Annotated in this window: 24 protein-coding genes and 1 tRNA gene; 17 read left to right on the top strand and 8 right to left on the bottom strand. The window is 56.9% G+C overall.

What is annotated here, in order from left to right:
- Window positions 1-129 precede the first annotated feature (129 nt).
- The 4 genes from GIB19_RS10845 to GIB19_RS10860 form a co-directional block, all read right to left on the bottom strand.
- Entirely contained in the window at window positions 130-2,892 is a 2,763-nt protein-coding gene (locus tag GIB19_RS10845) for a DUF5906 domain-containing protein (protein ID WP_274885494.1), read from the bottom strand.
- Window positions 2,889-3,155, bottom strand: a complete 267-nt coding sequence (locus tag GIB19_RS10850; protein WP_446731375.1) for a TraR/DksA C4-type zinc finger protein — start codon at window positions 3,153-3,155, stop codon at window positions 2,889-2,891. The genes GIB19_RS10845 and GIB19_RS10850 overlap by 4 nt, the downstream gene beginning before the upstream one ends.
- On the bottom strand, window positions 3,085-3,573 hold the full coding sequence (locus tag GIB19_RS10855) for a phage regulatory CII family protein (RefSeq protein WP_012270875.1): 489 nt from the start codon (window positions 3,571-3,573) through the stop codon (window positions 3,085-3,087). Before GIB19_RS10855 ends, GIB19_RS10850 begins: the two co-directional genes overlap by 71 nt.
- A 129-nt stretch (window positions 3,574-3,702) precedes the next feature.
- Window positions 3,703-3,927: a transcriptional regulator gene (locus tag GIB19_RS10860; protein WP_274885497.1), complete on the bottom strand. Its 225-nt coding sequence runs from the start codon at window positions 3,925-3,927 to the stop codon at window positions 3,703-3,705.
- Window positions 3,928-4,024: 97 nt separating this feature from the next.
- Between GIB19_RS10860 and GIB19_RS10865 the strand changes: the two genes are divergently transcribed.
- The 9 genes from GIB19_RS10865 (at window position 4,025) to GIB19_RS10905 (ending at window position 8,870) form a co-directional block, all read left to right on the top strand.
- The gene (locus GIB19_RS10865) at window positions 4,025-4,729 is read left to right on the top strand and encodes an XRE family transcriptional regulator (RefSeq protein ID WP_274885498.1); all 705 of its coding nucleotides are present in this window, start codon (window positions 4,025-4,027) and stop codon (window positions 4,727-4,729) included.
- A gap of 138 nt (window positions 4,730-4,867) precedes the next feature.
- Window positions 4,868-5,038: a hypothetical protein gene (locus GIB19_RS10870; RefSeq protein ID WP_274885499.1), complete on the top strand. Its 171-nt coding sequence runs from the start codon at window positions 4,868-4,870 to the stop codon at window positions 5,036-5,038.
- Window positions 5,035-5,544 (top strand): hypothetical protein, encoded by a 510-nt coding sequence (locus GIB19_RS10875; protein ID WP_274885500.1) that lies wholly within the window; start codon window positions 5,035-5,037, stop codon window positions 5,542-5,544. The genes GIB19_RS10870 and GIB19_RS10875 overlap by 4 nt, the downstream gene beginning before the upstream one ends.
- Window positions 5,541-5,789: a pyocin activator PrtN family protein gene (locus tag GIB19_RS10880; RefSeq protein WP_012270872.1), complete on the top strand. Its 249-nt coding sequence runs from the start codon at window positions 5,541-5,543 to the stop codon at window positions 5,787-5,789. Before GIB19_RS10875 ends, GIB19_RS10880 begins: the two co-directional genes overlap by 4 nt.
- A gap of 83 nt (window positions 5,790-5,872) precedes the next feature.
- On the top strand, window positions 5,873-6,370 hold the full coding sequence (locus GIB19_RS10885; RefSeq protein WP_274885502.1) for a hypothetical protein: 498 nt from the start codon (window positions 5,873-5,875) through the stop codon (window positions 6,368-6,370).
- Entirely contained in the window at window positions 6,367-6,735 is a 369-nt protein-coding gene (locus tag GIB19_RS10890; protein ID WP_274885503.1) for a Lar family restriction alleviation protein, read from the top strand. Before GIB19_RS10885 ends, GIB19_RS10890 begins: the two co-directional genes overlap by 4 nt.
- On the top strand, window positions 6,732-7,499 hold the full coding sequence (locus GIB19_RS10895) for a DNA cytosine methyltransferase (RefSeq protein ID WP_274885504.1): 768 nt from the start codon (window positions 6,732-6,734) through the stop codon (window positions 7,497-7,499). The genes GIB19_RS10890 and GIB19_RS10895 overlap by 4 nt, the downstream gene beginning before the upstream one ends.
- A 12-nt stretch (window positions 7,500-7,511) precedes the next feature.
- Window positions 7,512-7,799: a DUF4224 domain-containing protein gene (locus GIB19_RS10900; RefSeq protein WP_274885505.1), complete on the top strand. Its 288-nt coding sequence runs from the start codon at window positions 7,512-7,514 to the stop codon at window positions 7,797-7,799.
- 3 nt (window positions 7,800-7,802) lie between these two features.
- Entirely contained in the window at window positions 7,803-8,870 is a 1,068-nt protein-coding gene (locus tag GIB19_RS10905) for a tyrosine-type recombinase/integrase (protein ID WP_274885506.1), read from the top strand.
- A 46-nt stretch (window positions 8,871-8,916) separates the two neighbouring features.
- Here the strand turns inward: GIB19_RS10905 and GIB19_RS10910 are convergent, their stop codons facing one another.
- The 4 genes from GIB19_RS10910 to GIB19_RS10925 form a co-directional block, all read right to left on the bottom strand.
- Window positions 8,917-10,230, bottom strand: a complete 1,314-nt coding sequence (locus GIB19_RS10910; RefSeq protein WP_274885507.1) for a DNA cytosine methyltransferase — start codon at window positions 10,228-10,230, stop codon at window positions 8,917-8,919.
- Window positions 10,227-11,147 carry a hypothetical protein gene (locus GIB19_RS10915; protein WP_274885508.1) on the bottom strand — a complete coding sequence of 307 codons (921 nt, stop codon included), beginning with the start codon at window positions 11,145-11,147 and terminating at the stop codon, window positions 10,227-10,229. The genes GIB19_RS10910 and GIB19_RS10915 overlap by 4 nt, the downstream gene beginning before the upstream one ends.
- On the bottom strand, window positions 11,148-12,251 hold the full coding sequence (locus tag GIB19_RS10920) for a hypothetical protein (protein ID WP_274885509.1): 1,104 nt from the start codon (window positions 12,249-12,251) through the stop codon (window positions 11,148-11,150).
- Window positions 12,252-12,624: 373 nt separating this feature from the next.
- Window positions 12,625-12,712: transfer RNA gene (locus GIB19_RS10925), tRNA-Ser, on the bottom strand.
- A gap of 133 nt (window positions 12,713-12,845) precedes the next feature.
- On the opposite strand from GIB19_RS10925, the gene GIB19_RS10930 reads away from it, so the two are divergent.
- The 8 genes from GIB19_RS10930 to GIB19_RS10965 all read left to right on the top strand — a co-directional run bounded on the left by GIB19_RS10930 (window position 12,846) and on the right by GIB19_RS10965 (window position 18,630).
- A complete protein-coding gene (locus tag GIB19_RS10930; RefSeq protein ID WP_003251184.1) occupies window positions 12,846-13,517 on the top strand; it encodes a Bax inhibitor-1/YccA family protein in 672 nt (223 codons plus the stop codon).
- Window positions 13,518-13,696: 179 nt separating this feature from the next.
- A complete protein-coding gene (locus GIB19_RS10935; RefSeq protein ID WP_085273009.1) occupies window positions 13,697-15,076 on the top strand; it encodes a nucleobase:cation symporter-2 family protein in 1,380 nt (459 codons plus the stop codon).
- A 117-nt stretch (window positions 15,077-15,193) separates the two neighbouring features.
- The gene (gene tusD, locus GIB19_RS10940; RefSeq protein WP_099428820.1) at window positions 15,194-15,586 is read left to right on the top strand and encodes a sulfurtransferase complex subunit TusD; all 393 of its coding nucleotides are present in this window, start codon (window positions 15,194-15,196) and stop codon (window positions 15,584-15,586) included.
- Window position 15,587: 1 nt separating this feature from the next.
- On the top strand, window positions 15,588-15,947 hold the full coding sequence (gene tusC / locus GIB19_RS10945; RefSeq protein ID WP_099454724.1) for a sulfurtransferase complex subunit TusC: 360 nt from the start codon (window positions 15,588-15,590) through the stop codon (window positions 15,945-15,947).
- On the top strand, window positions 15,947-16,243 hold the full coding sequence (gene tusB, locus GIB19_RS10950; protein ID WP_265967904.1) for a sulfurtransferase complex subunit TusB: 297 nt from the start codon (window positions 15,947-15,949) through the stop codon (window positions 16,241-16,243). Before tusC ends, tusB begins: the two co-directional genes overlap by 1 nt.
- Entirely contained in the window at window positions 16,240-16,575 is a 336-nt protein-coding gene (locus GIB19_RS10955; protein ID WP_027592724.1) for a TusE/DsrC/DsvC family sulfur relay protein, read from the top strand. Before tusB ends, GIB19_RS10955 begins: the two co-directional genes overlap by 4 nt.
- Complete coding sequence (locus GIB19_RS10960) at window positions 16,572-17,573, top strand: glycosyl transferase family protein (RefSeq protein ID WP_274885520.1); 1,002 nt, start codon at window positions 16,572-16,574, stop codon at window positions 17,571-17,573. Before GIB19_RS10955 ends, GIB19_RS10960 begins: the two co-directional genes overlap by 4 nt.
- 94 nt (window positions 17,574-17,667) lie before the next feature.
- Window positions 17,668-18,630 (top strand): glutathione S-transferase family protein, encoded by a 963-nt coding sequence (locus GIB19_RS10965; protein ID WP_274885521.1) that lies wholly within the window; start codon window positions 17,668-17,670, stop codon window positions 18,628-18,630.
- Window positions 18,631-18,699 lie beyond the last annotated feature (69 nt).

Consider the following 18,699-nt stretch of genomic DNA (forward strand, 5'->3'; position numbering starts at 1 on the left):
GCGTGCGCAAACCCAACACACCCAACACACATGCCATCCACGCCACGGAATTCGGGGCTCTAACCTGTGTTGGCTTACCGAAACCAACCCAACACAAACCCAACACACCCAACACACTTGCCGACGTAATCATGCTGCGAGCCTCTTGATGTGGTCCCAACCGTCCACGTTCCACCCAGCCAGCTTTGCCCGGGCACGCCATTCGACGACGTTCTTGCCCAGCTCGGCCGCCACTGCGGATGGGGGCAGGGAAGGATCGCCGTCACTGGGGAAGAAGAACGCCGCGAACCGTCGGTTGCTGCCATCTGACCAGGGGATGGCCCTTGTCTTCTCCACCTTCGCACTGAACATCAACGAGAACTTGGTGTGGCTCATGGAGTTCTCCTTGTTGTGGGAACACCACTCCAAGAACATCGCGTAAACGTCCGAGGTCAGGCAGCAGCCCCATAGACCATGCCCCAGCTCCCCGGCACGCCAGAGATAGAAGAAGGTCTGCCAGGCCGTGCGGCTCAGCTCGACCAATCGCTGGCGGGCTTCTGTTTCCGGAGGGCGTGTGCGCTGGTTGAACTCACCCAGCTCGACGTCCAACAACCAGCCGTACAGCGCCGCGACACCACCGTTAGCCAGCTCACGCGCGATTGCTTTCTGCCGCTCGGGCGGCAACGTTTCAAGCGGCCACATCACCAGCATTCGCCGGTCGCTCTCGCTGATCGGCCAGGGCATGATCTCGTTGCTCAGGAACACCGAGTTCATGTGGTTGGCTTCTTCCCAGCCGTTGATGAACTTCGACTCCATGCGCACCGTCTTGCCGGTGATCATGTGCTTGATCTTGCCCACCTGGTTGTAACGCTGGTCCCGGCTGACAACCTCTTCGAACACCGCCCATAGCTTGCCGCTCTGCCAGGCATTGAAGTTGCCTTCGAGCTGGGTCTGACCAACTGTCGCGCCGTACCTGCCGTACAGCTCGCCCATGATGTCCGCGAACAGCAAGCTCTTGCCTGAGCCTTCCATCGTGGAGTGGAACAACACCGCGGTGTCCATCTTGGCGCCCATGTGCTGCAGCGGGTAGGCCAGCCACTTGACCAGCCAGTCCAACGCAACCGCGTCGTGGTTGCACAGGAACGAAATCAGCCACCGCAGGTTCTCGCAGGCAGCGTCATCCCGCACCGGCTCAAGCGGCAAGCCCTCAAAGGTATTGATGTAGATCGCAGGGTCTTTGGTCATTGTCGGGTCGAACACGATGTGGTCGACGTCAACCACCCGGCGACTTGGGCTGTTCAGCCAAAGCTGATATGCATCCCCCAAAGCCATCTTCACGCTGCCCTCGGGCAGGCGCCGTTTCTTCTCCCGATCCCAAGCTTCCTTGGTACCGTCGATGTACACATAGCGGTCGAGCGGTGCGAGGTTCAGTGCCCCGCCCTTCTTGCTCGACATTTTGCGGGCCTGCTCCAGTTCCTTGACCTGCTCGGACGAGACCAGCTTCTTGTCGGTGCTCTCCATCCACTGCTTGGCAAGAGGTTTGCCGACTAAGGCTTCGAAGCCCGACCGCTTCATTGACTGCCCCTTGTCCATGTCCCACACGTTCGTGGTGCCTTCGACCAGGGCGAACCGGCGCTTGGCGCTTTTTAGCACTAGCCCCTCCCCCCCTTGCCCCCCGTCGGCCGAGGAGGCGGCCGTGCTGGAATCACCTTGTCGGGCCTCAACATCGGCAGCCTCATCGGGGGCTGCACCCGCCTCGCCCTGTACGGCCTGCTCGACCACTGATGGGGCTTGGGGAAGTTCGCCCAATGGCGGCGGAGTCGGCGGGCGTGCCTTGGCGTCAATGCCCAGGATCTGCGCAGCAGCTCGGGTTGCTGCCCGCTGGTCACCGTTGTGCATCAGAATGCAGAACACATCGAACGCATCGTTCTTGTGTCCATTCGCCAGCGGGTCAGAGGTGTGGTGCGAGTACAGTTTTTTGTCGTCAGTAATCGTCACGCCTGGAAGGCCTGAACTGCTTTGCGGGCACAACCACTTGCTGCCCACTCGCTTATAGCCATGCGCCTCGATCATCGTGGCGATGTCGTGGATGCGGTTGAACTCAGGAATGACCTCGGGCAGCGGCTCTCCAGAACGGGCAGCTGCGGGGCGGGGAGCGACAGCAGGTCTACTCACTGGAACAGCTGGCTGAGGCCTCCAAGGGCACAACGCCTCGCCATTCGGCTTGAACTCTTCCCAACCCTGCCAGATTGCCAGCAACTCCCCAGGCAGATCAGGCAAACCGTTTGCGTCCGGCGCCTTACGCCAGGTGTACGGCTTGCCAGTACCCGGATGGATCGACGGAGGCAATACGTCCTGCACTAGACCAGCGCGAAGCTCGAACACGGTGAGCTTTTTGAATGGCTCAGCAGCCATGCGGAGTGCCGCCTCCCTGGCTTCATCTTTCGCATCGACTGCAGCCCTTACCTGAGCCATCAGCCCCTTGTGAATAATGCCGTCGGGGTCATTCTTGTTCGGCCAAACAAGGGCATGCTTCTTCAGCTCTACGCCATCAGGAACACGAAACATGATGCGGAATCGTGCGGGATTGCCCACAGAGGTAGGATATGAATTCGCGAGCGCATCAACGTCGACGCCATGCGTCTGCTGCAGCACCAGCCGCGTGAACTCAACGTCGTCAACATCAAGGGAGCAGACACGGCTCGGACCGAGTACAACGCCCAGGTTGTGACTCGGATTTGCGGTCCAAAACTGCTCGGCGCTTGCGACATCAGTGAAATAGCCGCCGGGCTTATTCCAGCCTTCTTGCGTCGGCCCCTTCGTGCCTGGCTCCATAGGAACCAAGGCGAGGTTGAAGGTATGAATGTAACGCCGCGCCCAATCAGCTGTGGTAGGAGTTGGGCGCTCGCTCATCTGCGTCGCTCCCGCAGCTCTTGGCAATCCACACAGGTTTGGCAGCCAGCAACTGACCGCTGGCGGCCTAGCGGAATCGCATCATCGCAGTCCACACAATACTGAGCGCTTGGCCTAGCGTCGCCCCGGGCATGGCGCAGGAGGGAAAGCTGTAGGAAGTATTCGGCCTGATCATTGGCCATGTCAGCTGCATCAGCCATGGCAGCGGTCCTCCATCGCTTGGCGTGCTCCCGCCATGATGGAAAGCACTTGGCGGATAACATCCATCCCCCGTTGCTCCAGGTCCAGAACCTCCGCCGCAGTCCAAACGTTGTCGGACGCCCCATCGTGCAAGCTGCTGACAAACTCGCCGGACTCTTCAAGCAACTTGCCGACAGCCTTCAAAGCATCATTGGTAGCAGGTACCGGCTCAGGGCGATACCAAACAGCTCCCGCTGGGCGAACCAGAGCGTCAAGCAAGCGAGGGTCGGCAGTCCACTGCACAATCTCTTCCAGCTCGTCTGGGGTCGGCCAGCGGCGCTCTTCATTGTGGTGAAGCTTCTTCTGCAGCGTGTCGACCTCAAGACCCATGTCGAAGGCCAGCTTGGTGATACCGCCGCGATAATCACGACCTGCGCGATAGAGCGCCTGCCGCAAGGTGAGCACCGGGCCTGCACCCGGCAAAAGATCAATGCGACTCATAACCGTAAAACCTCGATTTACGGTGTAGTCACAGGAACAGGTAGGACCTATCCTACAACCACGACCGATGTACTGTGCTGTGCGTCGTCGTCGCTGGACTGGGGAGGTGAGAGGCCCCGGTCCAGCACCTTAATTTCTGGCGTTTCTCAGATAGGCCCAGTCGATATCAGGCCGCATCTCTTCACAGCGGATAACTCCGCCTGTTTCTCGGTCCAGGCTTACAGCCAAGCCGGCGCTTGCACGACGGTTTCCGTAAGCCACCTGCTTCAGCTGGCCGGCAGATGTCCCGCAGTCGCGGGCGAAGGCTGCCAGCCTTTCCTTGTCCATCGTTTTCAGGTACTCGCTAAGCGTCATAGACACCTCCATGGGCGGCGAGATTAGCAATTGCTAATCAGCAAAACAATAGCATCTTGTAATTTACTGTTTGCTAACGGAAAGCAATCATCACCACATGGATATCAACGAAAGGCGTATCGCCTCCCTCCGCAAGATCATGGGGACCATGAGCCAGAAGGAATTCGCCGAGGCTCATGACCTGGACGCGTCGTATCTGTCGCAACTGTTGAACGGCCATCGGAAGCTGGGGGAAAAGGCTGCGCTCAATCTAGAGCTCAAGATCGGGCTTACTGCAGGGATGCTTACCTCTCCGCCATCGGAGAGCCCCACCCACAAAGCCCCGGACAATGTCGTTCACCTCTCGGCCCGAGCGGCCAAGGACAAGAATTTCATACTGATACCGCACCTGGACATCGCGGCATCGATGGGGCATGGCAAGGCAGCCCCCTATATGCACATTGAAGTGATACGCGACATGACCGTGCACCTCGACTGGCTGAGGATGCAGGGCCTAACGTTCTCAAAGGTCGACAATCTGGCGATCATCTCAGGCAACGGCGACAGCATGACTGGCACGTTCGCGGACGGTGATGCACTGCTGGTCGACCGTGGGATTACAGAGGTCAAAACAGATGCGATCTATGTCTTCACACTGGACGGCGACCTATACATAAAGCGCCTCCAGCGTCTGACTGGCGGGCAGCTCAGAATGATCTCGGACAACTCGATCTACCCCCCGATTACGATTGATCTATCCATGATTGATCGAATGCACATTCAGGCTCGCGTGCTGCTCGCCTGGAACGCAAAAAAGCTGTAACCCCCCCTTCCCCGTTCGCAGCTACCGGCCATGAGGCAGGTACTGCCACGCCAAAATAATTTAGCAATTGCTATTGATGTAAATTTTAGCTTTTGCTAATTTTGGCCCGTGTCACCTCTCACTCAAAGGACACGGACCATGAAATCAGCACAGTACAAACAGCCAGGCACAGTCCTGATTCACCCCACCGCTTGCACCAGTGTGCAGAAGGTTCTGGCATTCCAGCGCCGCACCGGACTGCAGGTGATCATCAACCAATTCGGTACAGCTCAAGCGATTCCCGCTCAATGCGCAGGGGGTGCCGCATGACCGATTACACGCTCTCTTTGAAGCGCGTGATGCTGCTTCAGAAAACGTTGGACGAAGGCGGCTTCACGACTTGCCCACTACAACGGCCGGAAACCACCACCGATGCAGTGATTCAAGTCGAGAACGACAACGAGGTTCACCGTCTCAGCGTGCGCTTCGGGCCACTACATAGCTCGATCACATTGAAACGGCGCGATGCAGCGAAGTACTTGGCGCTGCGGGACTTCCTGCAAGACGTGGCCAATGGCCGAGCTGACTCTGGTACCGAGTCGCAGGCAGCAGCCGTTATGAGGGAGGCACTCGAATCCGTGAATACAGTGCTGGAAACCGACCAAGTCGCCTACATCACCCCTACCGCAGATAAGGCCCGTCCATTCCGAGTAATCGTGCTGGATGAGCTTGGGGACATTTGCGCCCACACAAAAGGCCACTGCAAGAACAACCTTGTGGAGGCTGTCCGCGCCCAGCTCAGGCCCCGGTACCAGAGGGCCGAGGAACACTCATGAGGGACACGCTAGCCCAACTGCGCAATCAGTGGACAACCCCCTGCCCGACGCTAACTGCCGTGCGGGAGCACTACTTTCCCCACATCAAGACTGATCGCCGGTTCAAGGAACTCGTCCAGAAGGGCCAGATCCAGCTGAAGCTTAAAAAGCTGCACAACTCGCTAAAGGCGCAGCACGTGATCTACCTGCACGACTTGGCCGATTACCTGGACCGCCGCGCCGACGAAGCAAAGCAATCGACGTGAGTTAGATGGCCCCGGTCCTCAGGGGCAACCGCTCGCCGCCCACCTCTCACCTATGCGACGGCGAGCACTCTGGAGCACATCACATGCAACCACATCAACAAGTTCTTGCCATTGGCATTCTCTGGCTGATCACCCTGGCCATCCTGCCTTTCCTCTTTGCGAAAGCCCGCCAGCGCGCCTTCAGCAAAGGCTTGGACGCAGACAAACAGAGCCTGAAGGCTGATCTGAAACTGCGGATCAAAGGCCTTCAGGACGACTTAAATGAAGCCCGTGTTCAAGCCGAAGCAGATCAGCGTAAGCACCACACGGCTATCGCACACCTCAAAGACAGCATCCGCGAGCTGGAGGCCCGGATCATGTCTTACACCGGGTTAGCGGTGACCAGGGCGGATTACGAACTGCTCATCAGCGCTATGGAAACGCTGAGTCTGACGGAGCGGACATTAACAGCAATGAAGGCAACCCAGCAGGCATCGCGCGCCAGGCTGCAGGCCGCCGGCCTGGGAGGTCTGGCTGAACGCATTCACACCCAACTACGCGACACTCCGGCAAGTACGCCAAGCGCGGAGGTGGCAGCATGAACAACGACGAAACTCTTGCCCCCTGCCCGTTCTGCGGCAGCCCTGCGACTCGGCTCACCATCGAGGACGAGCGCGATCCGAACCATGGGGGCGACATGATCACCTGCAGCAAGTGCGACGCCAGCACCCGAGTCTTGTTCGGCGAGAAAGCAGGCCTCGCGGACTTGTGGAACAGCCGCGCAGCCAGACCTCACGCTTGGCTCGGCCAGGCCGGGCTATACCGCTCTCGGTTTGACGCGGTGCGAAATTTCGAGCAAGCAGTAACGCCGGTTTCCGCCGATGAATTGTTCAGCCTTGCCAGCAAGCAGGTGCTCAACCAACTCAACGATACCTGCGAAATTTTGAAACCTGCGGAGAAACTATGAATGAGCTGGCTCTTTTCGCAGGTACTGGTGGAGGAGTTCTTGCCGGACACATATTGGGATGGCGCACGATCTGCGCAGTTGAACGTGATGCCTACGCCGCACAAGTTCTGGCGCAACGACAGAACGATGGAGTTCTGCCGCCTTTCCCAATTTGGTCTGACGTGCGCAGTTTTGACGGCCGACGCTGGCGAGGGCTTGTTGATGTCATTTCTGGCGGCTTTCCGTGCCAAGACATATCCAGCGCTGGTCCCGGCACTGGAATTGAAGGATCCCGCTCTGGACTTTGGAAGGACATGGCTCGAATCATCAGCGAAGTATTGCCCGGAGAGGTCCTCCTGGAGAACTCACCAATGCTTGTGGGCCGAGGACTTGCCATGGTCGTTGGTGACCTTACCCAAATGGGGTACGACTCGGAGTGGTGTCTTGTATCAGCGGCAGATCTCGGAGCGCCCCATAGACGCGACCGCATCTGGCTACTTGGATGGAGAAACGACAGGCACTCTCCAATCCTGGCCAACCCCAGTCGCGAGCATGTCCAAAGGCTCGTCGCCCAACGCACTCCAACGCAGATCGGGCGCCAGCCGCTCGAAGGATCGGTTGGACCATGCGGTGATGGCCCTTCACGGTGGCCAATTGAACCCGATATGGGTCGAGTGGCTGATGGGGTGGCCTTTAGGGTGGACCGACTTAAAGCCCTTGGAAATGGCCAGGTTCCACGAGTGGCAGCGGCAGCACTCCATGGGTTGGAGTCAGGGCAATGGTGAGGGGGTGATGTCATGAAGGTAACGAACCCAGCAGTGATCTCCAATGACCATTCAGCCCCCCTCGTTTCATTCCTTGGAGAGCTTCTTACGGAAGATGAGATAGCCATCATTACTGGCTATCTGACTCCTTCTAGACAAATTCAATGGCTCACAGCGAACGGTTGGAAGCATATTTTGAGTGGAGCCCGACGCCCCGTAGTGGGCCGTCTATATGCCCGCCTCAAGCTGGCCGGGCTTAACGCATCTGAGGCAAACGCGGCGGCCGAAACCTGGACGCTCGACATGACACGAGTGAGCTGATAAATGCGTTTTAAGAAAGCCAGTAATAGAGACCTACCACCGCGCATGTTAAGGCGGGTGCGCACCTTGAAAAGCGGCAAACAATGGGTGGGCTATTACTACGACGGTCGTGATGAGAATGGTAAACGCATTGAGATCCCGCTCGGTACAGACTTGGATGTGGCGAAAATTGAATGGGCCAAGCTTGACCGAAAGTCAGTACCGAAAATTACCCGTCTGCTGGGTGACGTATTTAATCGGTATGAGCGAGATGTCATCCCAGGGAAGATGCCACGTACACAAAAAGACAACCTGCTCTCATTGAGACAACTTCGCGCAGCGTTCAACGATGCACCGATCGACGCAATCACTCCTCAGGTCATCGCTCAGTACAGAGACAAGCGATCAGGTAAAGTTCGCGCGAATCGAGAGATCTCTCTTCTATCGCACATCTATAATATGGCGCGGGAATGGGGCATAACCGAAAGAGAAAATCCTGCTGCTGGCGTGCGTAAGAACAAAGAGCGACCCCGTGATTTCTATGCTGGAGCAGAGATTTGGAACGCCGTTTACGATCGTGCTGCCAGCGAGTTACGCGACGCTATGGATCTGGCCTACCTCACAGGCCAGCGACCGGCCGATATTCTATCCATGAGAGCCGCGGATTGCGATGACGAATACCTTCAGGTCGCACAGGGCAAGACATCCAAGAAACTGCGTATTGAGCTCCGCTCCGGGGAGCAGGTTAATCACCTGGGCCTGCTCATAGAACGCTTGCTGGCTCAGCGGAAGGAGCGCGGAGTTCGCAGTCCTTATCTGATCAGCACACAAGACGGTAGAGCTGTCACGGCCTCAATGCTTCGACTTCGCTTCGACGATGCTAGGAAGACCGCAATTGAGCTTGCCCTTGCGGGCCAGGACAAGATTCTGGCCGAGCAGATTCGCCAGTTTCAGTTCAGAGACATTCGCCCCAAGGCGGCAAGCGAAATCGGTGATTTGGGTCACGCAAGCCGCCTACTGGGACACACTGACAAACGCATCACCGAAACCGTCTATCGGCGAGTTGGTGAGATAGTCCAGCCTACACGATAGCACTCAAGCGAATCAACCTAAGCACGAGCTTAGGTTGATAACAACTTTAGACAGACATTACAGCCGAGCCATAAAACTTCTCAAGCTCTACACTTTCACCAGATAATAGTAAGTTCTGCATAATAAGCTTAACCACATGAACATTTACCGCATTACCTAGCGCTTCGTACGCATCATAAACCGACTCAGGCATTATCAGTGACTCCATACTTTGCAAGCGGGAGCATTCTCGGACTGAAAGGTAACGCCGCTTCCATGCAACAATAGGAATTTGGCTATCAGAAGCCGCGACAAGTGCGGGAGCGCAAGTGGTTTTCTTGACTCTCAATCCAGAGGCCCGAGCTTGAATCAGATGAGACCAGACGCTACGTTCTCCGTCTTTATTATTCCACTCCAACTTCTGAAGAGAAGAATGAAACCCCTTTATTTTTTCAACCCATGCCTCTAGAGCCGTTCGATTTTCCTCGAACAGCCTTCTATTATTCTCAATGAAGCGAACCTTCCAAGACGGAAACCCCACTTCTCGCAAGGCATGGCTGGGAAGATTTTTATAAATTTCCTCCCGCCGCATACCCGAAAGGCTAATACCAAAACTCCCCTTATACTGCTGAAGCTCTTTTACTTTCAGCTTATGAAGAGGCCGATCTAACGGATATGTCGCGCCAAACTCCATACTCCAAATAGGATAATACGGAATTCTAAAGCTTCCCGGAAGCGCATCTAGAAACTCTTGCCACACCCCTAAACATTCGATCACATGAGGAGGGATCGGCTTGGCTGCAGCGGGTAGATCATCGAGAACCTGGGCGATATCTGTAGGCTCATGCGTAGGCTTAGGCCAAGTAAAAGAGCCTAGAGAACTACGTACCGCTACAATGAACATTCGCTCGCGATGCTGAGGTACACCAAACTGATGCGGAGACAGCTTGGACGCGGCTACCTCGTACCCTAACTCATTCAATGCCTGAATTACTTGTCGATAGGTATTGCCGCCATCGTGCTTCAGAAAATTCGCAACGTTTTCTAAAATAACATATTTGGGAGACTTTAACTCGATAATTTGAGCGATATTGAAGAATAACGTGCCGCGTACAGTATCCCGCCAACCCTTCTGGCCGCCAGCTTTGGAAAATGGCTGACAAGGGAAACCTGCGCACAGCAAGTCATGATCAGGTATCATCGACGGGTCTACAAGACGGAGGTCTCCCGACGGCCTAACCCCATAGTTCTGCTCGTAAACTCCATGCAAGTTCTCATTGATCTCGCTAGCAAAAACACAGTGCCCTCCAAGAGAACTTGCCGCTAGGTGGAACCCTCCCAAACCCGAGAACAGATCAATAAATCTAAATGCCTGACTCATAAAACTTCTAACTTATCAATTCTAGATTCAACCCACTCTTCAATAGAGTTTTGCAAATCCTGACCGAGAGCACCATTTCCATTTATGCCCGAGAGTAATACCGGCCGATCCAACAGCGGCCCTTGGATAATAATCAAGCTTTGCTGAAAATCAACCTCATTAACTAAGAATGGAATAGCCATACCTCGAAGCGGCATAGAGTATGTCTGAATAATACTTTTCCATATATGAATATCAGGGGTTGCTCGCTTGTCTTTCCAATTCCCGCCCGAAGCACACTGAAACATTAGAAATGGTGCACTAGGCCTACGACCTTTACTCTGAAAATAGCCATAGACATCCAAGCCTTTGTCTTTAACCATTCCAGTATCCCAAAGCTCTAGACCCTGCTCCATAAAGTTTGCGTCGGTGCAAATTTGCTTAACAAGCTCACTAAACTTCTGATTATTGTTTATACCGCTCCAGCCAGTGGTCTTGAACACAATGTTAGGATGATGTGCACTCAGAGAAAGGCGGGTAAGCTCTTCTAGAATCTGCCCTTGTACAATGAAATTACCACACTGCTTGGACCAAGCCTCATAGTAATGCCTCAGTGAAGCGGTTATACAATAAGACAGTGCTTTATCATCCTTCCAAGAAGCCCTGGAGCGGATAGCTCGAGAATGATACTCAAGACAAGGAGAATTGACATCTTGGAAGAACCCCTCCAACAACCGCCAAATATCCGCAACAAATTCCTGACAAAATTTCTGGTCCGAGTAAACTTGGCTTTCCATTAAAGCATCAAGCACATCGACCCTAGAGACATCTTCCTCACCAAACAACGACGAAGCCAAGATCCAATCAGCAACAGCGACTTTATCACAGTTATGCACAGTCTTACTTGGGCTTATCCCTTTCTCAGGCAAAACGTACATTTAAATTTTTTCCTGTACCAACAATTTCAGCTCAGGGAAAATTTTAGTCATTTGTACCAGATGGAAAGCAAGCCTCCTTGCAATCTCGATGACTTCCTTATCTTCTTGATGCATATGCAACGTACTGAAGGCAATTTCCACGCTATCGGCCGCCTGAGAGAGCAAGCTGACAACCTCCTCAGTATCACCACCCGCCTTTTTTAATGCAAATTCAAAATTCGGGCTTTCACTCCCTTCCAAATATGATACAGCATCACTACTCAGAAGCATCCGACCAAATTTATCAATGTTACGAGAATCAGAGAAGAGAGGAGGCCTCTTATCATCACCGAACATCCAAGTTGCATAATTCGTGAGATTTTTCTCGTTCTCTTGGGCAACAGGGAACTTCGCGTCCTGGGGCTCAGCCTTTATGTCAACACCAAGATATTTCTGAACACCAGCTGTGCGCAAGGACAGGTAAAGAACACTAAACTTGTCTTCAATCTTATCGATAGCTACGCCTTCGGCGTCCTCGAGCTGCAACAGCAAACGGTATGCGATGTAAAGGCTTCTTACGGTAGGTGTCTTGCTACCGATCTTTCGCATCACCTCTTCGTAAGATAAACCTTCCTGCTCGATAAGCCCGGCGATGAACTGAGCCTTCTCCGCCGGATCCCACTCTTTAATACCTGTAACATGACGAAACCCCAGGAAGGCAGAAACCGCTCTGCGATTAGGGACCTTTATATACGGGATCTCATCAAAAAATTGTGCAGGGAGAGTTTCAGCTGACGCTGCTAGCTCTCTCCACTTCCTCTCTTTAACATTACCATCAACAGCTTGCCTTAGTTTCTTTAGAGCTGCGAGTCGACGATTACCTTCTACTACCACCAGACTTACGTGGCCGTAGATTTGCTCTTCGACAACAATCAGGGCCTCTTGGGGCCAAAATCCGCTTTCGATAAAAGAAACTGCTAACTCGTCTAGAGTCCAGTCACTCATTACCTCGAGAATTTTATCCTGCTTTGTATTTGGCTTGGCGAGGTTTCTACCGAGCCTAGGGTTCAATGGATCAAGGAACAACTCGTCCAATTTTGCGTATCTAATCTTCACTTGATCCATTTGTTCCTCTCCGAGTCCAAATAGCAATTGTGCGTACCTACGCAAGAAGGCGTGGACACACATGCCATCCTAGCTTTTTGCCATCACGACAAACCCCTCATTCTATCCCAATAGATGAGAAAGCAACCAGAGACAGCCTAGGTTTTTCCGTCCTGCCCCCCTCCCGCGTAGCTATTGAAAGCCGCAGCTGTCGAAGGGGGCGCGGATTCGGCCCTGCAGACGCACGCGGTCCATCAGCCTATATCTGGACAGGCTGTTCAGGATCAGGATTGCGGAAACGACCAGAAAGATGCGGAAGCGTTTAAGCTTGTGATGTGCGTTTTTCAGAGATTCCTAGAACGCAAAAAGCCCTGAATAATCAGGGCTTTGAATATGGCGGAAGCGTAGAGATTCGAACTCTAGGATAGTTGCCCATCGACGGTTTTCAAGACCGTTGCCTTAAACCACTCGGCCACGCTTCCAGCTCGTTTTGCGGCCGCCATAATACCGTAATGAAACACGCTGTCAAACTCTCTGTGTCGCGGGTTGCAGGACGTCTGATAGACTCCTAGCATCTGAACGTCTGAAACCACAGGTTTACCAAGGAGCCTCGCCATGCGCGAACAGGATTACGCCGTACACCACGGCCAGCAGGTCGAGCAGCAGGAGATCAGCAAAGTCCTGCGCAACACGTACAGCCTGCTGGCACTCACCCTCGCCTTCAGCGGTGTCATGGCCTTTGTGGCCCAGCAGATGCGCGTCGGCTACCCGAACGTGTTCGTGGTGCTGATCGGCTTCTACGGGTTGTTCTTCCTCACCAACAAACTGCGTGATTCGGCCTGGGGCCTGGTGTCCACCTTCGCCCTCACTGGCTTCATGGGCTTCATCCTCGGCCCTATTCTCAACCGTTACCTGGGCATGGCCGGTGGCGCTGAAGTGGTCAGCTCGGCATTCGCCATGACCGCACTGGTGTTCGGTGGCCTGTCGGCCTATGTGCTGATCACCCGCAAGGACATGAGCTTCCTCAGCGGCTTCATCACGGCAGGCTTCTTCGTGCTGCTGGGTGCGGTGGTTGCCAGCTTCTTCTTCCAGATCAGCGGCCTGCAACTGGCGATCAGCGCTGGCTTCGTGCTGTTCTCGTCGGTCTGCATTCTGTTCCAGACCAGCGCAATCATCCATGGCGGCGAGCGCAACTACATCATGGCGACCATCAGCCTGTATGTATCGATCTACAACCTGTTCGTCAGCCTGCTGCAGCTGTTCGGCATCATGGGCCGCGACGACTGATACTGCGCCTCATGGAAAAGCCCGCTTCGGCGGGCTTTTTTGTGCGCCAAAGACTGACTTAAAAGTCAGCTTATTGAGCGAACAGACACCGATCATGCCGCCATCGTGCTTGCCCCTACCCCAATTGCGCTTCAGCCCGTAGAATGCGCTCCTTTTTTCTTCCGGGGCGGCTTTCTGCAATGAGCTCACACGAACACAGCCCAGGCGCATCGGCGCCTGCCAATGAACTGGTGCTGGGTCTTGAGGACAAGCCACGGCTGCTGATCGGCCTGCTGGCGGCGCTGCAGCACCTGCTGGCCATCATCGTGCCGATCGTGACACCTGGCCTGCTGATTTGTCAGGCGCTGGGTGTTTCGGCGCGGGACACCAACCTGATCGTATCCATGTCGCTGGTGATCTCCGGCATCGCCACCTTCGTCCAATGCAAGCGCTTCGGGCCGTTTGGCGCGGGGTTGCTGATTGTTCAGGGCACCAGCTTCAACTTCGTCGGGCCGTTGATTGCTGGCGGTGCGCTAATGGTCAAGCAAGGCACGCCGGTAGAAGGCGTGATGGCGGCCATTTTTGGCGTGGTGATCGCAGGCTCCTTCGTGGAGATGGGCGTGTCGCGCATCCTGCCGTTCGTCAAACGCCTGATCACGCCACTCGTAACCGGCATCGTCGTGCTGATGATTGGCCTGACCCTGATCAAGGTCGGCCTGATCAGCATGGGCGGCGGCTTTGGCGCGATGGCCAACGGCACCTTCGCCAATGGCGAAAACCTGCTGCTGTCGGGCGTGGTGCTGGCGATTATCGTCATTCTCAACCGCATCCCGGTGGTATGGATGCGCAGTTGCGCCATCGTCATCGCCTTGGCGGTGGGCTATGCGCTGGCCGGCTACCTGGGCCGCCTGGACTTCACTGGCATGCACGAGGCTGCGCTGTTCCAGGTGCCCACGCCGCTGCACTTTGGCCTGAGCTTCTCGTGGGCGCTGTTCATTCCGATGTTGGTGATCTACCTGGTGACATCGCTGGAAGCCATTGGTGACGTTACCGCCACCAGCAAGGTCTCGCGCCAACCGGTCGAAGGCCCAGTGTGGATGCAGCGGATCAAAGGCGGCGTGCTGGTGAACGGCGCCAACTCGCTGCTGGCCGGCTTGTTCAACACCTTCCCCAGCTCGATCTTCGCCCAGAACAACGGCGTTATTCAGCTGACCGGCATCGCCAGCCGCCATATCGGCATCTGGATCGCTGTGATGCTGGTGCTGTTGGGCCTGTTCCCGACGGTTGCCGGAGTAATCCAGGCGGTACCGGAGCCGGTACTGGGTGGCGCGGCCATGGTGATGTTCGGCGCGGTAGCGGCCTCGGGTATCAACATCCTGGCCAGCACGCAGCTGGACCGTCGCGCCCTGCTGATCATTGCCGTGTCGCTGGCCTTGGGCCTGGGCGTGGCCCAGGTGCCTGAGTTCCTAGCCCACATGCCCGCGGCAATCCGCAATGTGCTGGAGTCGGGCGTCGCCACCGGCGGTATTTGCGCCCTGGTGCTGAACTGGTTCCTGCCAGAGAGCAAAGAGCGCGCCTGACCCTTCAGCACCTCGCTGAAAAGCCCACCCCCTCTGCACAAGGCCACGAGGTCCTTGTATGAGCGGGGATGGGCTTTTTTGCTTTATCATGGCGGCATTCCTTTGCATGAGTTGTCCATGAAATTCGCTATCGCGGTTTTTTCCCCGGCCCATGCGCCCTCCTCGCGCCGCGCCCTGCGCTTTGCCGAGGCGGTGCTGGCCGGCGGGCATGAGATTGCCCGGTTGTTCTTCTATCAGGACGGGGTACACAGTGCCTCAGCCAACGTGGTTACGCCCCAGGACGAGCTGGATGTCGCCGCCCAATGGCGCACCTTCATCGACCACCACCAGTTGGACGCGGTGGTGTGCATTGCCGCTGCGTTGCGCCGTGGCGTGCTCGACGAGGCCGAAGCCAGCCGCTATCAACGGCCGGCCGCGAACCTGCCCAAGCCCTGGGAGCTGTCCGGGCTCGGCCAACTGCATGAGGCGGCGCAGAGTGCCGATCGGCTGATCTGCTTCGGAGGCGATTGAAATGGCCAAATCCTTGTTGATCATCAGCCGCCAGGCACCCTGGAACGGCCCATCGGCCCGTGAGGCACTGGACATCGCACTGGCCGGTGGCGCGTTCGACCTGCCACTGGGCATGCTGTTTCTGGACGATGGCGTGTTCCAGCTCGCCCCGGGCCAGCAACCTTCAACCTTGCAACAGAAGAACCTGGCGGCCAACCTGCAGGCTTTGCCGATGTTCGGCGTCGAAGCGCTCTTCGCCTGCAGCCATAGCCTGCGCCAGCGCGGCCTTGCCGCCGACACCCTGGCGCTACCGGTGCAGGTGCTAGACGACGCGGCACTGACCGCATTGATCGCCCGTTTTGACCAGGTGGTAACGCTGTGATGACAACCCTGCATGTAATTGCCCACTCGCCCTTCGGCGACGACCGCCTGGCCAGTTGCCTGCGCCTGCTCGGCGCCGACGATGCACTGCTGCTGTGCGGTGACGCGGTCTATGCACTGCACGCCGGTAGCGAGCCCCAGCGCCTGCTGCAAGCCGCCGCGCTAGAGCAGCGCTTGTTCGCCCTCGAAGAAGACCTGCACGCCCGCGCGGTCGCCAACGACCTGGCAAAGCCTGTGGACTATGCTGCATTCGTCGAGCTGTCGCTGCATTACGACAAGGTCAACAGCTGGCTATGAGTACGCTGAACGTTGGCGATCAAACGATTGCCCTGGACAAGGACGGCTTTCTGGTCGACCTGCACGACTGGTCCCCTGCCGTCGCCGATGCCCTCGCCACACGTGAAGGCATCCCGCTGACCGCTGACCACTGGGAAATCCTCGAGCTGCTGCGCCAGTTCTACCAGGAATTCCAGCTTTCGCCGGCCACACGCCCGCTAATCAAGTACACCGCGCTGAAGCTGGGCCCTGAAAAGGGCAACAGCCCGCACCTGAACCGCCTGTTCAACGGCACTCCTGCCAAACTTGCCGCCAAGCTGGCGGGCCTGCCCAAGCCGACCAACTGCATATGATCGAACCACGCCCGCTCACCCTGGAAACACCCGCCGAACACCCGTTCGCCGAATTCGTGCGCATCCTTGGCAAAGGCAAGCGCGGCGCGCGCGGCCTGACCCGCGAAGAAGCCCGCGCGGCCATGACCTTGCTGCTGGAAGGCAAAGTCGAGGACACCCAGCTCGGCGCCTTCCTCATGCTGCTGCGGCACAAGGAAGAAAGCGCCGATGAACTGGCCGGTTTCACCGAGGCCCTGCGCGCGCACTTGCAAGCGCCGCACATTGCCGTGGACCTGGACTGGCCCACGTACGCGGGCAAGAAGCGCCACCTGCCCTGGTACCTGCTGGCGGCCAAGTGCCTGGCCAACAACGGGGTGCGCATCCTGATGCATGGCGGCGGCGCCCACACCGCCGGGCGCATGTTCACTGAACAACTGCTCGAACAGCTGCAGATTCCGCTGTGCCGCGACTGGGCGGCCGTCAGCACCGCGCTCGACCAGCAGCGGCTGGCGTTTTTCCCGCTGCAGGACTGGGCACCCCAGTTGCAACGCATGATTGACCTGCGCAACACCTTGGGCCTGCGCTCGCCAATCCATTCCTTGGCTCGGGTACTGAACCCGCTGGGTGCACGCTGCGGCCTGCAGAGCATCTTCCACCCTGGCTACCAGGCGGTGCACCGTGAAGCTAGCCGCCTGCTCGGCGACCATGCCGTCGTGATCAAGGGCGATGGCGGCGAGATCGAGGTCAATCCCGATGTCATCAGCCATCTCTATGGCACTACAGCGGGCGAGGCCTGGGATGAAGAGTGGCCAGCCCTGAGCGAACGCCGCCATGTCAAACCACCGAGCCTGCAGCCGCAGCAACTGCTCGCCGTGTGGCAGGGCGAAGCCGAAGACAGCTACGGCGAAATGGCCGTGGTCGCCACCATGGCCCTGGCCTTGCGCGGGCTGGGGCAGAACCGTGACGACGCCTTCGCCACAGCGCGTCGCTACTGGAGCGAACGCAACGCATCGATTTAATCGATTAAAGACCCCGAGTCTTTGCGCTATTTATTCGAACGATATTCCCTAGACTGGGCTCCAACGACAAACAACTTTGTTCTAGGAGCTCAACATGGGCCTTTTGATCGACGGCCGCTGGCACGACCAGTGGTATGAAACCGGCAAAGACGGGGCCTTCAAACGCGAAAACGCCCAGCGCCGCAACGCGTTGCCCGCACCCGAGGCCGGCCGTTATCACCTGTACGTATCGCTGGCTTGCCCATGGGCGCACCGCACCCTGATTTTCCGTGCCCTCAAGGGCCTGTCGCCGCTCATCGATGTGTCGGTGGTGAGCTGGCTGATGCAAGAGAATGGCTGGACCTTCGACCAGCAGCAGGGCTCCACCGGCGACCACCTCGATGCACTCGAATTCCTGCACCAACGCTACACCCAGGATGACCCGCACTACACCGGGCGCGTTACCGTGCCGGTGCTGTGGGACAAAAAAGAGAAGCGTATCGTCAACAACGAATCGGCCGAGATCATCCGCATCTTCAACAGCGCCTTCGACGAGCTGACCGGCAACCGCCTGGACCTCTACCCCGAGCCCTTGCGCCCGGCGATCGAAGCGCTGAACGAACGGATCTACCCCGCGGTGAACAATGGTGTCTACCGCGCAGGCTTCGCCACCACGCAAGAGGCCTACGAGGCCGCGTTTGACGAGGTGTTCAATGAGCTGGATTACCTGGAAGACGTGCTAAGCCGCAATCGCTACCTTGCTGGCGAGTACCTCACCGAGGCGGATGTACGACTGTTCACTACGCTGGTGCGCTTTGATGCGGTGTACCACGGGCACTTCAAGTGCAACCTGCGACGCCTGAGCGACTACCACAACCTGTCAAACTGGCTGCGCGAAGTGTACCAGTGGCCGGGGGTGGCGCAGACGGTGGATATGGAGCATATCCAGAAGCATTACTACATGAGCCACAAGACCATCAACCCGAATGGGATCGTGCCTAAAGGGCCATTGCAGGAATTTGGTGTGGCGCATGATCGGGAGCGGTTGGCGGGCCAGGGGATCTGGGTTAACCGGTGACACAGCGGGGCTGCTTTGCAGCCCTTCGCAGCACAAGGCTGCTCCTACAGGTCCGGCGCACGCCTGTGT

This window comes from Pseudomonas sp. ITEM 17296 (assembly GCF_028895205.1).
Classification (GTDB): Bacteria; Pseudomonadota; Gammaproteobacteria; order Pseudomonadales; family Pseudomonadaceae; genus Aquipseudomonas; species Aquipseudomonas kermanshahensis.

Excerpts from the sequence above, each read along its gene's own strand:
- GIB19_RS10845 (WP_274885494.1), bottom strand. The coding sequence starts at position 2,892 with ATGAGCGAGCGCCCAACTCCTACCACAGCTGATTGGGCGCGGCGTTAC.
- GIB19_RS10850 (WP_446731375.1), bottom strand. The coding sequence starts at position 3,155 with ATGTTATCCGCCAAGTGCTTTCCATCATGGCGGGAGCACGCCAAGCGA.
- GIB19_RS10855 (WP_012270875.1), bottom strand. The coding sequence starts at position 3,573 with ATGAGTCGCATTGATCTTTTGCCGGGTGCAGGCCCGGTGCTCACCTTG.
- GIB19_RS10860 (WP_274885497.1), bottom strand. The coding sequence starts at position 3,927 with ATGACGCTTAGCGAGTACCTGAAAACGATGGACAAGGAAAGGCTGGCA.
- GIB19_RS10865 (WP_274885498.1), top strand. The coding sequence starts at position 4,025 with ATGGATATCAACGAAAGGCGTATCGCCTCCCTCCGCAAGATCATGGGG.
- GIB19_RS10870 (WP_274885499.1), top strand. The coding sequence starts at position 4,868 with ATGAAATCAGCACAGTACAAACAGCCAGGCACAGTCCTGATTCACCCC.
- GIB19_RS10875 (WP_274885500.1), top strand. The coding sequence starts at position 5,035 with ATGACCGATTACACGCTCTCTTTGAAGCGCGTGATGCTGCTTCAGAAA.
- GIB19_RS10880 (WP_012270872.1), top strand. The coding sequence starts at position 5,541 with ATGAGGGACACGCTAGCCCAACTGCGCAATCAGTGGACAACCCCCTGC.
- GIB19_RS10885 (WP_274885502.1), top strand. The coding sequence starts at position 5,873 with ATGCAACCACATCAACAAGTTCTTGCCATTGGCATTCTCTGGCTGATC.
- GIB19_RS10890 (WP_274885503.1), top strand. The coding sequence starts at position 6,367 with ATGAACAACGACGAAACTCTTGCCCCCTGCCCGTTCTGCGGCAGCCCT.
- GIB19_RS10895 (WP_274885504.1), top strand. The coding sequence starts at position 6,732 with ATGAATGAGCTGGCTCTTTTCGCAGGTACTGGTGGAGGAGTTCTTGCC.
- GIB19_RS10900 (WP_274885505.1), top strand. The coding sequence starts at position 7,512 with ATGAAGGTAACGAACCCAGCAGTGATCTCCAATGACCATTCAGCCCCC.
- GIB19_RS10905 (WP_274885506.1), top strand. The coding sequence starts at position 7,803 with ATGCGTTTTAAGAAAGCCAGTAATAGAGACCTACCACCGCGCATGTTA.
- GIB19_RS10910 (WP_274885507.1), bottom strand. The coding sequence starts at position 10,230 with ATGAGTCAGGCATTTAGATTTATTGATCTGTTCTCGGGTTTGGGAGGG.
- GIB19_RS10915 (WP_274885508.1), bottom strand. The coding sequence starts at position 11,147 with ATGTACGTTTTGCCTGAGAAAGGGATAAGCCCAAGTAAGACTGTGCAT.
- GIB19_RS10920 (WP_274885509.1), bottom strand. The coding sequence starts at position 12,251 with ATGGATCAAGTGAAGATTAGATACGCAAAATTGGACGAGTTGTTCCTT.
- GIB19_RS10930 (WP_003251184.1), top strand. The coding sequence starts at position 12,846 with ATGCGCGAACAGGATTACGCCGTACACCACGGCCAGCAGGTCGAGCAG.
- GIB19_RS10935 (WP_085273009.1), top strand. The coding sequence starts at position 13,697 with ATGAGCTCACACGAACACAGCCCAGGCGCATCGGCGCCTGCCAATGAA.
- tusD (WP_099428820.1), top strand. The coding sequence starts at position 15,194 with ATGAAATTCGCTATCGCGGTTTTTTCCCCGGCCCATGCGCCCTCCTCG.
- tusC (WP_099454724.1), top strand. The coding sequence starts at position 15,588 with ATGGCCAAATCCTTGTTGATCATCAGCCGCCAGGCACCCTGGAACGGC.
- tusB (WP_265967904.1), top strand. The coding sequence starts at position 15,947 with ATGACAACCCTGCATGTAATTGCCCACTCGCCCTTCGGCGACGACCGC.
- GIB19_RS10955 (WP_027592724.1), top strand. The coding sequence starts at position 16,240 with ATGAGTACGCTGAACGTTGGCGATCAAACGATTGCCCTGGACAAGGAC.
- GIB19_RS10960 (WP_274885520.1), top strand. The coding sequence starts at position 16,572 with ATGATCGAACCACGCCCGCTCACCCTGGAAACACCCGCCGAACACCCG.
- GIB19_RS10965 (WP_274885521.1), top strand. The coding sequence starts at position 17,668 with ATGGGCCTTTTGATCGACGGCCGCTGGCACGACCAGTGGTATGAAACC.